Origin of the sequence: Nitratiruptor sp. SB155-2, assembly GCF_000010325.1 — a bacterium.
GTDB lineage: Bacteria > Campylobacterota > Campylobacteria > Campylobacterales > Nitratiruptoraceae > Nitratiruptor.
In genome coordinates, this window is the sequence record NC_009662.1 from 726,042 (window position 1) to 741,065 (window position 15,024).

At 39.9% G+C, this 15,024-nt stretch carries 14 protein-coding genes, 2 tRNA genes and 1 pseudogene; 11 read left to right on the top strand and 6 right to left on the bottom strand.

The genetic code is table 11. The annotated features are described in order from the left end of the window. Nucleotides 1-37: 37 nt before the first annotated feature. A complete protein-coding gene (locus NIS_RS03940; protein ID WP_012082097.1) occupies nt 38-874 on the bottom strand; it encodes an energy transducer TonB in 837 nt (278 codons plus the stop codon). A gap of 59 nt (nt 875-933) precedes the next feature. Here NIS_RS03940 and hemL point away from each other — a divergent pair, with 59 nt between their 5' ends. From hemL to NIS_RS03955, 3 genes are read left to right on the top strand one after another with little or no spacing between them, the layout of a single operon-like run. Further along, on the top strand, nt 934-2,217 hold the full coding sequence (hemL, locus tag NIS_RS03945) for a glutamate-1-semialdehyde 2,1-aminomutase (RefSeq protein WP_012082098.1): 1,284 nt from the start codon (nt 934-936) through the stop codon (nt 2,215-2,217). Next, nucleotides 2,214-2,510: an AtpZ/AtpI family protein gene (locus tag NIS_RS03950; RefSeq protein WP_012082099.1), complete on the top strand. Its 297-nt coding sequence runs from the start codon at nt 2,214-2,216 to the stop codon at nt 2,508-2,510. The genes hemL and NIS_RS03950 overlap by 4 nt, the downstream gene beginning before the upstream one ends. Further along, on the top strand, nt 2,507-3,004 hold the full coding sequence (locus NIS_RS03955; RefSeq protein ID WP_012082100.1) for a hypothetical protein: 498 nt from the start codon (nt 2,507-2,509) through the stop codon (nt 3,002-3,004). Before NIS_RS03950 ends, NIS_RS03955 begins: the two co-directional genes overlap by 4 nt. Before the next feature lies 1 nt (nt 3,005). On the opposite strand, the gene rpoD is transcribed toward NIS_RS03955, so the two are convergent. The 4 genes from rpoD to NIS_RS03975 all read right to left on the bottom strand — a co-directional run bounded on the left by rpoD (nt 3,006) and on the right by NIS_RS03975 (nt 6,205). Continuing rightward, nucleotides 3,006-4,832, bottom strand: a complete 1,827-nt coding sequence (gene rpoD / locus NIS_RS03960; RefSeq protein WP_012082101.1) for an RNA polymerase sigma factor RpoD — start codon at nt 4,830-4,832, stop codon at nt 3,006-3,008. 117 nt (nt 4,833-4,949) lie between these two features. Next, nucleotides 4,950-5,026, bottom strand: a tRNA-Met gene (locus NIS_RS03965). Nucleotides 5,027-5,033: 7 nt separating this feature from the next. Then, nucleotides 5,034-5,108 (bottom strand) — tRNA-Gln (locus NIS_RS03970). Between the two features lie 38 nt (nt 5,109-5,146). After that, nucleotides 5,147-6,205, bottom strand: coding sequence for an integrase core domain-containing protein (locus NIS_RS03975; RefSeq protein ID WP_012082102.1), 1,059 nt, complete (start codon nt 6,203-6,205; stop codon nt 5,147-5,149). A 127-nt stretch (nt 6,206-6,332) separates the two neighbouring features. Here NIS_RS03975 and NIS_RS03980 point away from each other — a divergent pair. The 5 genes and pseudogenes from NIS_RS03980 (at nt 6,333) to NIS_RS04000 (ending at nt 10,367) form a co-directional block, all read left to right on the top strand. After that, nucleotides 6,333-6,835 (top strand): annotated as a pseudogene (locus tag NIS_RS03980) (3-isopropylmalate dehydratase small subunit). Further along, nucleotides 6,832-7,902 (top strand): 3-isopropylmalate dehydrogenase, encoded by a 1,071-nt coding sequence (gene leuB, locus NIS_RS03985; RefSeq protein WP_012082104.1) that lies wholly within the window; start codon nt 6,832-6,834, stop codon nt 7,900-7,902. Before NIS_RS03980 ends, leuB begins: the two are co-directional and overlap by 4 nt. After that, on the top strand, nt 7,886-9,064 hold the full coding sequence (locus tag NIS_RS03990; RefSeq protein ID WP_012082105.1) for a CCA tRNA nucleotidyltransferase: 1,179 nt from the start codon (nt 7,886-7,888) through the stop codon (nt 9,062-9,064). The genes leuB and NIS_RS03990 overlap by 17 nt, the downstream gene beginning before the upstream one ends. After that, nucleotides 9,061-9,897 carry a formyltetrahydrofolate deformylase gene (purU, locus tag NIS_RS03995; RefSeq protein WP_012082106.1) on the top strand — a complete coding sequence of 279 codons (837 nt, stop codon included), beginning with the start codon at nt 9,061-9,063 and terminating at the stop codon, nt 9,895-9,897. Before NIS_RS03990 ends, purU begins: the two co-directional genes overlap by 4 nt. After that, nucleotides 9,897-10,367: a tRNA (cytidine(34)-2'-O)-methyltransferase gene (locus NIS_RS04000; protein ID WP_012082107.1), complete on the top strand. Its 471-nt coding sequence runs from the start codon at nt 9,897-9,899 to the stop codon at nt 10,365-10,367. The genes purU and NIS_RS04000 overlap by 1 nt, the downstream gene beginning before the upstream one ends. On the opposite strand, the gene NIS_RS04005 is transcribed toward NIS_RS04000, so the two are convergent. After that, nucleotides 10,348-10,866 (bottom strand): metal-dependent hydrolase, encoded by a 519-nt coding sequence (locus NIS_RS04005; protein WP_012082108.1) that lies wholly within the window; start codon nt 10,864-10,866, stop codon nt 10,348-10,350. The genes NIS_RS04000 and NIS_RS04005 overlap by 20 nt on opposite strands. Nucleotides 10,867-11,036: 170 nt before the next feature. Between NIS_RS04005 and glyS the strand changes: the two genes are divergently transcribed. From glyS to hemH, 3 genes are read left to right on the top strand one after another with little or no spacing between them, the layout of a single operon-like run. After that, nucleotides 11,037-13,067 carry a glycine--tRNA ligase subunit beta gene (gene glyS, locus NIS_RS04010; RefSeq protein ID WP_041354011.1) on the top strand — a complete coding sequence of 677 codons (2,031 nt, stop codon included), beginning with the start codon at nt 11,037-11,039 and terminating at the stop codon, nt 13,065-13,067. Beyond that, entirely contained in the window at nt 13,067-14,095 is a 1,029-nt protein-coding gene (locus NIS_RS04015; RefSeq protein ID WP_012082110.1) for an NAD(P)/FAD-dependent oxidoreductase, read from the top strand. Before glyS ends, NIS_RS04015 begins: the two co-directional genes overlap by 1 nt. Next, nucleotides 14,092-15,021 (top strand): ferrochelatase, encoded by a 930-nt coding sequence (gene hemH / locus NIS_RS04020; RefSeq protein WP_012082111.1) that lies wholly within the window; start codon nt 14,092-14,094, stop codon nt 15,019-15,021. The genes NIS_RS04015 and hemH overlap by 4 nt, the downstream gene beginning before the upstream one ends. Nucleotides 15,022-15,024 lie beyond the last annotated feature (3 nt).

Here is a 15,024-nt window from a genome sequence, read left to right on the forward strand (position 1 = left end):
CTTATTAAAAAATAAAAAATATATACGACTGAATATATTAATAAATAATGGAGTATCGGACATATATTCGAATGAGTGTTGTCTCTTTAGGAAGGGGGTAGTCTTTATACGCCGTTTTTATCGTTTCCAGTGTATTTTTATCTAAAACCTCATATCCGCTGGAAGAGAGGATTTTCAATCCGGTAATGTCTCCATTGGGATGAAGATAAAATTCAACCAAATTGACCCCCTCCTGTCTTGTTTTGACAGCGATATAAGGATATCCGCGTAAGTAGAGATACTTTTGCGTAATCATGCCGATTTTACTGAGATTATCTTTGATGAATTTTTTTTGGTTTTTGGTAAAAGTGGAAAAGTCGTTTTTGTACAGTTTTTTGATCTGGGGTGGAAGGTTGGATAGTTTCGGTTTTGGCTGACTTTTTTTGGCAAAAAGCTGCATCAAAGAGGGGACTTTGGATTGGTTGGTCTCTTTTGTTTCTTTTTTCGACACAAGGGTGTGGTGTACTTTTTTGGGTATGTTCCTTTTTACAAGGTTTGTTCTTTTTTTTATGATTTTACGTTTTACAACTTTTTCTATCTTTTTTTTCTTTTTGATAGGAACGTTTTTAGATGTATTGAGTTTTTTGAGTTTTTCTTGCAGTTTTTCGATTTTTGGTTCTTTTTTCTTGGGGTGAAGTGGAGGTTTTTTGAAATTTTTAGATTGCACTTTTGGGGGCATTTTTTTTGGTCGGATAAAACGAATATCGGAAATATTGAACCGACTCACTTTTTTAGGAAGTGTATGCAGTTTGGGACGCAAGTCGATTTGGAAAATAAGAAAGAGTGCTATATAAAGTAAAAGCGTGATAAAAAAGGATAACAGAACTCTATTCATTTGCTTTTTTCTTTATTTTATAAACTTTAGTGTAAAATCGTATCAAAAAAAGGATAACGATGTTATCAAAAAGTGAAGCTGCATATAAAGAGGCCCTTCGTTACATCCCAGGAGGTGTCGATTCCCCGGTTAGAGCATTTAAAAGTGTAGGTGGTGTTCCTCCTTTTATCGATAGAGGCGAGGGCGCTTTTTTATACGATATTGATGGCAATAGGTACATTGACTATGTCCAAAGCTGGGGACCCCTCATTTTTGGTCATGCGGACAAGGAGACTCTTGAAGCGGTTTGTGAACAGGCACAAAAAGGGCTCAGTTTCGGTACTCCCACACTCCTGGAAACAGAACTGGCAAGGGAGATCGTAGAACTTTTCGACAATATCGACAAAATACGATTTGTCAGCAGTGGTACCGAAGCGGTCATGAGTGCCATCAGACTGGCCAGAGGATATACCGGAAGAGACGATATCGTCAAATTTGAAGGGTGTTACCATGGTCATAGTGATTCACTTTTGGTAAGTGCCGGTAGCGGTGCAGCCACTTTTGGCAATCCCAGCAGTCCAGGGGTACCTGCAGATTTTACGAAGCATACGCTTCTTGCTAGGTACAATGACATTGAAAGTGTAAAGAGATGCTTTCAAGCGAGTGACAATATAGCATGTGTGATTATCGAACCGATTGCAGGAAATATGGGATTGGTACCTGCTGAAGAGGAGTTTTTACAAGATCTGAGAAAACTGTGTGACGAACATGGCGCTCTTTTGATATTCGATGAAGTGATGAGTGGGTTTCGTGCAAGTCTCAAAGGTGCACAAGGATTCACTTCTGTCGTTCCAGACATGGTGACCTTTGGTAAAGTAATAGGCGGAGGGATGCCAGTTGGTGCCTTTGGGGCACGTGCCGAAATCATGGCGCACTTAAGTCCTGAGGGTCCAGTGTACCAAGCGGGAACTTTAAGTGGCAATCCTGTGGCCATGGTAGCTGGACTTAGTGTTATACGAAGACTGAAAAATGATCCATCCATCTATGAAGTACTTGAGGCAAGGGCAAAAGGGCTTGTCGGTGGATTTAAAAAAATAGCTGATAGCTTCGGAGTACCTTTGCAAGTGGATGTGCGAGGCAGTATGTTTGGGTTTTTCTTCAACGAAAAACCAGTGAAGAATTTTGATGATGCAAAGCAAAGTGATCTTGAATTTTTTGCCAAATTTCATCAAGAGATGATCAAACGGGGTATCTACTTTGCATGCAGTCAGTTTGAAGCTGGATTCATCTGTACGCCACTGGATGAAAAACTGATCGATGAAACACTCGAAAAGATTGAAGAAGGACTTAAAAAGATCGTATGAAACAACCAAAATATAGAAAAATCATAGAGGGCGCTGAAGCCCTCTCGTTGGGAGTGTCCGTAGTCGTTGCTATTTTGATAGGTGTCGCAATAGGGTACTGGCTCAAAAAGACGTTTGGTTATACCTGGCTTTTTTGGCTGGGAGTCTTTTGGGGCGTGGCTGCTGCAATTTTAAATATCTATAAAGCCTACCAAAAGCAGAAAAGAGAGCTGGATGAACTTGCCAAGGACCCACGATACAAAAACTATTACGACAAGACCGACGATGAGGATCTTAAAGAGTTTGAAGAGTGAAACAGTTTTTTCGTATCGCATTTATCGTTGATCTTACAGTGATCATAGCATCCTTTTTTATCGGTAACCGATACTTTTTACTCAATTCTCAGCTTGCTTTTATTTCATCTTTACTTGTAGTGCTCGGATCCTTTTATGGGTATAAAAAGATGATTGAAAAAAGAGTCGGTACGGTTACGAAAGATATTATCGATGATATTGAAGATAGGTTTGATTTGTACGATGAAGAGCAAGAATCCATCCAGGATGCCAAAGCTTTGTTTGAAGAGGAAAAAGCCAAGATAAAAGGAGCAAAAAAAGGGCTTACGAATTTTTTGAAAACGGCAAACGGCTTTTTTTCTCCCTATAGACTTTTTGGATATCTTTTTATGGTAATAGCGATTTTAGTGCTGATTAAGCATTCGATGTTCGATGCATGGAGTTTTTTAATGGGGCTTGGAGTGGTTCCTGTAAGCGCTTTGATTATGGCTTTAGTACCGGCAAAGAGCCGGTAGGTTACTCTTCGATGTAGTTTTTGATTTTTCTTCCGACTTTCGGGTGTTTGAGTTTTTTGATAGCGCTGCTTTCGATCTGACGTACACGTTCTCTTGTGACATTGAGCTCTTTTCCTATCTCTTCGAGTGTTCGGTCACTCTCATCTGGCATGAGTCCAAATCGCATACGTACTACTGCTTTCTCACGTTCATTGAGGTTTTCTAAAATCTCTTCGATTTTACTTTTCATATCCTCTTTCATGATAACTTCCAAAGGATTCGGCGCATTTTTGTCTTCGATAAAGTCGCCAAATTTGCCATCTTCCTCATTCCCGATAGGAGCTTCTAAGCTAACAGGTTCTTTCGTTATTTTGATGACATTTTTAACTTTTTCAACTGGCATACCGACTTCTTCGGCAATTGTTTCTACATCGGGCTCTTTGCCTGTTTCTTGGAGGTGCTTTCGAACGATTTTGTTGATTCTGTTGATTGTTTCAATCATATGAATAGGTATACGAATCGTTCGTGCCTGATCCGCTATGGCCCGACTGATAGCCTGTCTGATCCACCAGGTAGCGTATGTGGAAAATTTATACCCCTTTTTATACTCAAATTTGTCTACAGCCTTCATAAGCCCGATATTACCCTCTTGGATAAGGTCCAAAAATGGCAAACCTCTATTGGTGTATCGTTTGGCGATAGAGACAACAAGTCTGAGGTTGCTTTTGGCCATTCGAGTTTTGGCCTCTTCACTGATTTTTTTACCCCGTTTGATCTGTTCCAAAATCTCTGCAAGCTGTTCTGGATCAAGGTTGAATCCCTTTTTGCTCGCCTCTTTAGCCTGAAAAAGTTTTTTGATATCCATATAGGTACTGACCATTGTCGCTTCTGGAACGCGTGCGGCGATCTCCTCTTTGGAAAGATGTGTGATTTCACTCAGGAGCTTTCTATGGTTCTCTCGAAGCTGTTCATTGAATAGAGGAAGTTTATATTCCAATTTTTTGAGCTCTTTTTCAAAGCCTTCGTCGCTTTTGAGAGCAGTCTCCATCGATTTGACCAACTCGTTGATCAGTTTACTTGTAGGACCAAGTTCAAGGAGTCTCTCTTTCATCTGCTTTTTCTTGAAAGCCACTACAAGCTCGTGATGAAATTTCTGCTCAGGTGTAGCATCTTCTGGAAGCTCTTTGTCTCTTGCTTTGAGCCACTCTTTTTTCGCTTTTTCCAAAGCTTTGAACAGTTCGATTATTTTCTTTTCGCGTTTGGAGTATTTTGCTTTCTTTTTCGCTTCTTTATCGAGATGTTCATCCTCTTCTACTTCTTCTTCATCCTCGAAACTTTTGAAAAGCTCTTTTACTCTTCTTTCTCTATTGATAAGAGGTTCTTTGTAATCAAGAATGAAATCTATCAAATAGGGGACAGAGCAGATCGCATCGAGAATGATATTTTCTCCAAGCTCGATCTTTTTGGAAAGTTCAATCTCTTCCTCTTTTGTCAAAAGAGGGATCTGCCCCATCTCTCTTAGGTACATTCGAACGGGACTGTCGCTTCTGCTCCATTCCAAAAGCTCTTTGTCTTTTGTAAGATCAAACTCCTCGGCTAGCTCCTCTTCAGAGAGTTTCTTACGTTCTTCCTCTTTTTTCTCTTTTTCTTCTATATTGAGTCTTTTTGCGGCTTCACCACTTGTGATGATGTCTACTTTATATTTTTTTTGTAGTACCAGGATTTTTTTGGCTTGGGCAAGCGTAGGCTGTCGATCGAAAAAATCGACAAGTTGTTCGTAAGTGACATACCCTTTTTCATGCTCTTTGAAAAACTCTTCAAGTTTTTTGGTCAAATCTTTTGCAGCCATTCAGTGCAGCTCCTTGATTGAAGTTTTGGGAGGTGTGATGTAATGAGTTTGCGCCGATTATATCATAAAGTTGCGATTTGTCAAGTCCTTCATGGGAGATGATAGGATCGAAGAAATTGGTTGCGGAGGCAGGATTTGAACCTGCGACCTTCGGGTTATGAGCCCGACGAGCTACCAGACTGCTCTACTCCGCGTCAGAAGTGGCTGGGGTGGGAGGATTCGAACCCCCGAATGGCGGGACCAAAACCCGCTGCCTTACCGCTTGGCGACACCCCAATATTCAGGCGAAATTATAATATGCTACTTAATAATTGTCAAGTTATTGTATAAGTCCAATACATATGGCACTCATAATGATTTTCAGGGAGGAATTGTACCGGAGATTTGAGATTAAGTGAATGGTGTGGTATTTTGGTATTGTAATCGATAAGCCATTTTGCTAATTTTTTATTGAATTCTTGTAAGTCTGTAAAGAGTACATCTTCATAGTATTGAATAAACTGTTCTTGGATGGTTCTGTTAAATCTCTCATTGTGTGCATTCATTTTAGGACTTTTAGGATATGTCCAATAATGTGTGAGACCTTTTTGTTCAAGCAGAGCGTCAAACTCTTTTTTGAACTCACTGCCATTATCAGAAAGAATTGCGAGTTTACGTTTATGTTTGATAGATGTTATTCCATCGATGAGAGCTTCCAAGGCGTATGCAGTATGTTTTGCTCTTTTGGATGGAATTGCCACTGCGAATGCAATACGTGTGAGTGGGTCTATCATGGTAAGGATATATCGTTTTATACCGTTTGAGACTATTTGGATGGTATCTACTGCCCAGAGTTCAAATGGTTTAGTTTTAAGGTTTTTGGGTTTGCGACTTTTTTGAACTCTCTTTTTTGGTTGAACTTTTCCTTTTGTATCGATGCGATAGGGAACGAGTCTCATTGTATCTGGTGCTTTTGCGATAATTCTTCCTATTGTTGATTCTGAAGGAGTTTTCACTCCTTTTGCTTCACAAAAGGGTTTCAGTAGATGGTAGAGTTTTGCTTTACCGATGTTGGGATATTTTTCTCTTAATCGTTTTATCTCTTTTATAACTTCTAGTGGTACTTTTGACTCTCTTACTTTTTTTGGTTTACGTGATTTTGGGTTTAAGGCTTTGATATCTCCATTTGCATCATTGAAACTCTTTTTCCAGCGATAAAGCGTTCTTCTGCTTACTCCAAAAGCCTCTATTGTAGCTTCCAATCCATATTTTTGCCAAAACTCCAGTATCTTTTTTCTTCTTTTTGCCTCTTCACTTATCATGAGGCTATTGTAATAGATTTGCTTTAATCTTTTATACCCTTTGAGCCCTGGAAATGTGTATCTGATTTGCACTCCTCTCTCCTCTTTGGAGAGTGCCAGATCTGAATGAACTTATGCAGGATGTATGAAAAATTGCTACAGTTTTTGTCTTTTATGACCATTTTTGATAAAATCAGCAAAAATTTATTGAGGAGCTTTGATGAATATGATTACTGGAAAGGTCTGGAAATTTGGAGACAATATTGATACTGACCTTATAATTGCAGCACGCTACCTAAATACATCGGATCCTCATGAGCTGGCAAAACATGTGATGGAGGATGCGGATCCGGATTTTGTAAAAAAACTACAACCGGGTGATATTATTGTCGCAGGCGAGAATTTCGGATGCGGAAGTAGTCGAGAACACGCTCCTATAGCCCTTAAAGCTGCAGGTGTCGCGGCGGTTGTTGCAAAAAGTTTTGCACGCATTTTCTATCGCAACGCATTTAATATGGGGTTGCCGATATTTGAGCTAAGTGAGACGGATAAGATCAATGAAGGAGATCTCATCTCAATCGATATGGAAAAGGGTGTGGTGAAAGATCTCAATAAACACATTGAATATAAATTGCACCGATTCCTCCATTTATGCAAGAGCTTTTGGCTTGTGGTGGATTGATGAACTATGCCAAGGCACAGATTTTGGAGGAACAAAAATGAAAAAATATAAAGTAGCCCTTATCAAAGGGGATGGAATTGGTCCTGAAATCATCGATGAAGCGGTCAAAGTCTTAGATGCGGTCAGTGTCAAGGAGGGGTTTGAGATTACGTACAAAGAGGCTCTCCTTGGAGGAGCTGCGATCGATGTAGTTGGAGATCCGATCCCGCAAGAAACTATTGAAATAGCAAAAGAGTGCGATGCCGTACTTTTTGGTGCGATAGGCGGACCAAAATGGGATGAACTGCCACGGGAAAAGCGTCCAGAAACCGGTCTGTTGAAGCTTCGAAAAGCATTGGAAGTATTTGCAAATCTTCGCCCGGTAACTGTGTATGATGAATTGGTAAACGCATCTACATTAAAACCCGAAGTGATCCAGGGGACTGATCTTATGGTGGTTCGGGAGCTGATTGGTGGGATCTATTTTGGTCAACCAAGAGCCCTTGAAGAAGATAGGGCATACAACACAATGGTCTATACAAAGGCAGAGGTGAAAAGAATAGCCAAGAAAGCTTTTGAAATCGCACTGAAAAGAAGGAAAAAAGTAACCTCGGTTGACAAAGCCAATGTGCTGGAAGTGAGTCAGCTTTGGAGAGAGACGGTCAATGAGGTTGCAAAAGAGTATCCGGATGTTGTTGTAGAACATATGTATGTGGATAATGCTGCAATGCAACTTGTACGAGATCCAAAACAGTTCGATGTGATTTTAACAGGGAATATTTTTGGCGATATTTTGAGTGATGAAGCGAGTATGCTTAGCGGTTCCATTGGTTTACTTCCAAGCGCGAGCATTGGCGAACAGTATGGACTCTATGAGCCGATTCACGGAAGCGCACCGGATATAGCAGGGCAAGGGATTGCAAATCCGATTGCTACGATTGCCAGTGCAGCGATGATGTTACGCTATCAGTTTGGGGAAACAGATGCTGCCGATCGCATAGAAAATGCCATAAAAAAAGTATTGAAAGAGGGGTATAGAACGAAAGATATTGCCTCATTTGATGCAAAAGAGGTGATAACGACTAGCGAAATGGGTTCACTCATCGCTCAATATGCAAGTGAATTTTGAACATCGGGGTCGATACCCCGAACTCATTGAACTTCTTCCAAAACATCTACAAAAAGAACTCGACATCTTAAAAAAGTTCTTCCTTGATAAATCAGATCGCGTTTATATGGTCGGGGGCGCTGTTCGAGATTTGATTCGAATTGTTTTAGAAAAGCAACCCATTGCTATCGTCGATCTTGATATCGAGGTGTATGGTATCAAGCCAAAAGAGTTTGATGCATTGATGCTACAGCTTGGTGCAAAAGGGGTTGGAAAAAGCTTTTTTGTCTATAAATACAAAGAGCATATCGATATATCTTTGCCTCGAATTGAGTCAAAAGTTGGGAGAGGCCACAAAGCATTCGTTGTGGATTTGGCAAAAGATGAAAAGAGTGCCAGTATTCGAAGAGATTTTAAGATGAATGCGCTGATGCTCAATATCTTCACTGGAGAACTACTCGATTTTTGGGGAGGAGTGGAAGATATTAAGCATAAGCGTATCTCTATTATCGATGCGGAGAAATTCAAAGAGGATAGTTTGCGGGTGCTTCGGGCAATGCAGTTTAGTGCACGATTTGGATATAGGATTGAAAAAAGAAGCTGCAAAGTGATGCAAGGTATCGCTTTGGACGATTTGAGTCATGAACGCATATTTTGGGAATTTGAGAAGATGTTTCAAGCCCACTTTTTACATTTTGGACTCTATGCATTGATTACTTTGCATATTGATCGAAAACTATTTAATGTACACATTTCTAGAATGAAATTTTTTGAAATAGCCCTAGAATTGATGAGAAATAGAGCAAGTTTTCAAAAGCATCTGTACAAGTTCGAATTTTTATATATATTGGCTATGAAGCTACACAAAAAAGCTACTTTTTTTTTAGAGATTTTACAAACGCCAAAAGAGTATTTTAAAGCCTTTAAAAAACAAAAAGCCATTCCGAGATATCGTAGCGACCGATTCGTTGTAGGACTAGCTACAAATTATCCCATCAAAAACTGGCTTGGAAACTACAAACAAGATGTTACAATACGGGCAAAAAACTTCGGTGTTTGGGAAGAAAAGTTTCAACCGGTGCATGCGAAAGAGTTGATGCAAGAAGGATTCGATGGGCCTGCATTGGGCCAGGAACTTCGGAAACGAACGTTGCAAATAATCAGACAAAGGTTTGCCAAATGAAAACATATCGGGTACTCATCGACTGTAAAGACCAGAAGGGACTAGTGTTTCATATTTCAAAAATCTTTTTTGACAATAACCTTAATATCGAAAAAAACGATGAATTTGTGGATGTCGAAAACAATAAATTTTTTATGAGAAGCGTTGTAAAAGGCCATATCGAAAGAGAAGAGTTGTTACAGCTTTTGCTAGAAGCTTTACCAAAAGATGCAAACATAAAAGTGATCACGCCGAGAAAAAAGAAAGTGGTTTTGATGGCAACGAAAGAGAGCCATGTCTTGGGGGACATTTTGATCCGACACTTCGATGGAGAGCTTCCTATCGATATCATAGCCGTCATCAGCAATTACGATCTTTTGCGTCCACTCGTGGAAAAGTTTGGTATTGATTACTTTCATGTCCCACATGGAGATCTTTCACGAAGTGAACATGAAGAGAAAATTTTGTCTCTTTTAGAGATGTTCGAACAGATCGACTATATCGTCTTGGCCAAATATATGCGAATATTGACGCCAGATTTTGTCAAAAAATACGAGAACAGAATCATCAACATTCATCACTCTTTTCTTCCCGCATTTATCGGAGCCAATCCATACAAACAAGCCTATGACAGGGGGGTGAAGATTATTGGGGCAACTGCTCATTTTGTCAATGACAATTTGGATGAAGGACCGATTATCGCTCAAGATGTTTTGCCAGTGGATCACACCTTTAGTTGGCAGGAGATGCGAAAAGCTGGTCGTGATATCGAAAAGATTGTTTTGGCAAGGGCATTGAAGTTGGCTGTGGAAGATAGAATCTTTGTTTATGCCAATAAAACGGTTATTTTTTAATGTTCAATATTGTGTTAGTTCATCCGCAGATCCCGCCAAATACTGGCAATATCGGGAGATTGTGCGTCAATACCGGCTCGACGCTGCATCTTGTCAAGCCTTTAGGGTTTGATATTAGCCAAAAGGCAGTAAAAAGGGCCGGACTTGATTACTGGGAGAAGCTTGATCTGAAGGTGTGGGATTCTCTTGATGAGTTATTGCATAATTGTAATCTTTCAAGAGCCTTTTTTGCAACTACAAAAAGCAGTAAGCCCTATTTCCAAGTCCAATACCAACCGGGAGATTTTCTTTTTTTTGGCAGTGAAACGAAGGGATTACCGATGGAACTTATGGAAAAACATTGGGAACATGCAGTGACTATCCCCATGACAAAAGAGGGGCGAAGTCTGAATCTGGCTGTCAGTGTTGGTGTCATTGTGTATGAAGGGATAAGGCAAAATTTTAAAACCTTTACAGAAGCGATGGCCTAATAAACCATATTTCTAAACCTATAAGTCCAGAAAAAAGAAGAAAATAGAGCTGCTCTTTGAAAGATCCTGTAGGAAAACGAAGAGTCTTTGGGAAAATTACGAGTTTTTTGCCACAACAAAAATTGCTGATGCCCCGTATGGTCATGGCATCTCCCAAAATATGTAAAGGATACCCTGTCATGATGCCTATGGCAATAGGAAGAGGTATGATATGCGTTGCAATTGCAGTTGTCATTCCAAAATAAACGGCGAAAACTCCTCTCATGGAGTGGGTAAATCCCCTATGTTTTGCAAAAAGTGTCACAATGAATGAAAACAGAGGAATTTTTTTAGAAATATAGGAATTCATGTGATCTAGATCGGGCAAAAGTGCCGCTAAAGCGACGGCCATGACAAAATTTTGTAGATCAATATAAGTGATGAGATCATGAGCATACAATAAAAGCGCAGGTGGCAAAGCTATAGATTCGGCAAAAGCTATATGCGTTTTGTAAGTCATAGGAAAATTATAGCAAAGGGTTAATATGAAAGAGATTGTAGATGGTGTTATGACGGTTGCGTTCGTTCTTTTTATGATTTGGCTCATTGTGGGCTACCATCATCAAAAGGGGCATCATAAGCGAGATGAAAACTAAATTAGTATACAATAGCAACTAAAAAAGGGTGATGATGACAGAGCCTTTACTGATAGAAATAGGCGTTGAAGAGCTTCCCGCAATTCCTTTTTTAAAAGAGCTTCCAAATATTGAAAAAAAATGGGAAAAGATCCTCGAAGCCAATGGTCTTTTATGTGAATTCGAATTTTTCTATACTCCAAGAAGATTGGTTTTGTGGCATCGAAATTTTAAAACGAAACAGGATACCACCTATCAGGAGTATTTTGGAGCTCCTCTTCATATTGCATTTAAAGATGGCCAGCCAACCCCTGCTGCAACCGGCTTTGCGAAGAAATGCGGTGTAAGTGTGGAAGAGCTCTCTACAACGAAGCGTGGTTCAACAGAGATTTTATATTACAAAAAAGAGATTTCAGGCAAGCCATCTGTCGAAATACTCCCTGAGATGGTATATGAGTGGCTCAAATCCCTTGATTTTGGCAAATCCATGCGATGGGGAAATTTGAAAGAATCTTTCATAAGACCAATTCGATGGGGGATCATCAATCTGGGTGAACGTTTTATCAAAGCAGAGCTTTTTGGTATTACCACTGCCAACTATACCTATTTGCATCGAAGTGTAACTACCGAGCCTGTTCAGGTAGCAAATGCAAAAGAGTATTTTGAGGTGTTAAAAAATGGCGGTGTCCTTCTTTACCCCGAAGCGCGTTATGAAAAGATTGATGTAGAGTTTGCTGGAATAGAGAAAGAGGGAATCGTCATAGAAAAAGATGAAGAGCTTCTAGCTGAGGTGGTAGCCATCACGGAATTTCCAACAGCTTTGAAAGGAAGTTTTGAAGAGAAGTTTTTACAACTTCCTCCAGAAGTTATCGTAACAAGCATGAAAGAGCATCAACGCTATTTTCCTGTGTATAAAGAGGGGAAACTGCAAAACGGATTTGTTTTTGTAAGCAACGCTTATACAGATGATTTTTCGCTTATTGTCAAAGGAAACGAGCGGGTACTAAAAGCCAGACTTTCCGATGCCCTCTTTTTTTGGGAAAACGATCTCAAAAAGGGACTCGATTTTGAAGGTCTCGAAAATGTAGTGTTTATGGACGGCCTTGGAACACTTTTTGATAAAGAGGTGCGTGAACTCAAAATTGCCAATCATCTTTTGGAAGATTATCGTGCGCTTTTTAGCGAATCTGGCGTTACAAAGGCGATGTTAGAGCGGGCCATCATGCTCAGTTACGCCGATTTGCTCACAGAAATGGTATATGAATTTACCGAATTGCAAGGAATTATGGGCTACTACTACGCTTTGGCTCAAGGAGAGGACGAGGCGGTGGCTCTTGCCATCAAGGAGCAGTACTTGCCAAGTGGAGAAGAGAGTGACCTCCCTTCGACACTTTTTAGCGCCCTCGTAGCGTTATCGAAAAAACTTGATACATTGATGGCTCTTTTTAGTGTAGGGAAGATTCCTACAGGATCGAAAGATCCTTTTGGCTTACGACGTGCAGCAAATGGCGTGATACGAATTGTGTTGGCCTATAACCTTGACTTTGATATTTCAAAGATATTTGATGAAATCAGGGGTGAGTATAAAGATTTTGATACGAACAAGCTAGAAAACTTTTTTATCGAAAGAATCAACCAGTTTTATGATGTCAACCCATCTGTTATCAAAGCCGTAATTGAGAGTGGTGAAAGAGATCTTGTTCAGATAGACAAAAAGATTAAAGCATTGGCTACAATTGTGGAAAGTAGCGATTTTAAAGATATTTTTACCACTTTCAAGAGAGTTGCAAACATTGTCAAAGATGTTGATGTGTCAAAAGAGACTCCAGTGGATGAAAATCTTTTTGAAAGCGAGTATGAAAAAAGACTGTGGGATCGGTTTAACGAAGTCTATACAAAGGAATATCCAGATTATGAATCTCGTTTAGATGCACTTTTTGGCCTCAAACACGATATCGATCTTTTCTTCGATAATGTCTTGGTCAATGCCGAAGATGAGCGTTTGCGCCAAAACAGAAAAAATCTGATTGCTTCGATCTATAAAGCTTTTAAAGAGATAGCTGATATTAAAGAGATCAGCGTGTAATGTACGATTTTCTTATCATAGGGGCGGGAAGTGCCGGCGCACATACCGCTTGTTTTTTGAAAGAAGCGGGGGCAAAAGTTGCAGTTGTAGAGCAAAGTGGCATTGGCGCTGGTGGCAGTGGTGCTGCAGGGGCGTTTATTACGCCTCGAATCGGCAAAGGCGGCCCCATTCAGCGATGGACGAACGAAGCATTTCGGTTTACTATCAAACGATATGAACAATCTCGCCACTTTTACCAAACGGGTCTTTTGAGACTTCCTAAAGAGGGTGACTCTTTTGAAAGGTTAGAACACTATCTTGATATCGAATACGAGAAAAAAGAGAATGGTTTTTTCTTTGCCAAGGCCGGTGTCCTCAAAGCAAAACCATACCTAGAATACCTTTTACATAATATCGATACATTTTTTTTCGAAGCGACTATTGAGAGAAGGGGTGATTGTTTTCAAGTCGGTCCTGTGCAAGCAAAAAAGGTTATCTTGGCTACCGGGGCATGGGATCAGCTTATCGATGAACCCTATATAACAATTGGAAAAACAAGCGGCGTACGATTCGATGTACGAACAAATCTTGCTTTGCCGTATTCAATCCATCAAAAGGTTTCAGTCTCTGCAAATATCGATGGTATAGTAGCTATTGGGGCAACCCATCAAAGGCTGGAATATCCATCCAAGCCTCAACCTCTATCCTTTTTGTTTGATGAAGCGAAAAGGATGGTTGGAGAGTTTTCCTACGAAATTGAACAGATGTATTGCGGTATACGTAGTAGCGTCAACGATCATCTCCCAATTATTGGAGAGCTGATCGATACCAAAGAAGTACCCCGTATAACCAATTTTAAAAGGCTGGATCTTTCCCAATTACCGCGAAAAGGTGTCTATATTATCAATGGCCTAGGAGGCAGAGGTTTTGTTTTTGGTCCCTTTGTGGCTAAAATACTGAGTGATCATTTGATCAAAAATGAACCCATTCCTTGGGAGCTCGATGTGGATCGATATTTTGTTCGTTACTTGAAAAAAGGAAAGAGATGAAAGCGATAGTTTTACTCAACATGGGTGGTCCAAACAATCTTGAAGAGGTGGAGCTTTTTTTAAGAAACATGTTCAATGATAAAAATATCCTGCCTATTCGAAACGATCTTCTTAGAAAATTTGTTGCTTACATGATCACCCAAGGCAGGAAAAAAGAGGCAAGAAGCAATTATGAAAAGCTCGGAGGCAAAAGCCCTCTCAATTTTTATACAGACAGATTGATAGCAAAACTTCAAAAACGCTTGCCTGATGTGTACGTAACCAAAGCGATGCGTTATACGCCCCCTTTTGCCAAAGAAGCGATAAAAGAGCTTATGTATCACAATGTACGTGAGGTTTTTTTAATACCACTTTATCCCCACTATTCAACTACGACCACAAAGTCGAGTCTGGAAGATTTTTACAATATGGCAAAAGGAGTGGGGTATCATGCGAGATTTCATGATATAGCAAATTTTTATGAAAATAGACTGTACAATCAAGCCATCATTGAAAGAATTGAGGAAGCGTTGGATGGCGAGGATACAAAAGAGTATGAACTGGTTTTCAGTGCCCATTCACTTCCACAAAAGATTATCGAAAAGGGTGATCCCTATTTGCAAGAGGTACAAGAGCATGTAAAGATACTAACTTCCATATTGGAAGAGAAATTTTCAGGATACCATTTAGCATTTCAGTCGAAACTTGGACCTGTGAAGTGGCTCGAGCCGGGCTTAGATGAAAAACTTGAAGAACTAAAAGGCAAAAAAATTCTTGTGTACCCGATCTCCTTTACTCTCGATAATAGTGAAACTGAATTTGAGCTCCATATCGAATATGCACAGATTGCACAAAAAATAGGGGTAAAGAAGTACAAAGTTGCACGGTGTCCAAATGAGAGTGATCGGTTTGTTGATGCATTGGTTGATATCTATCAAAGGATGTGAGGA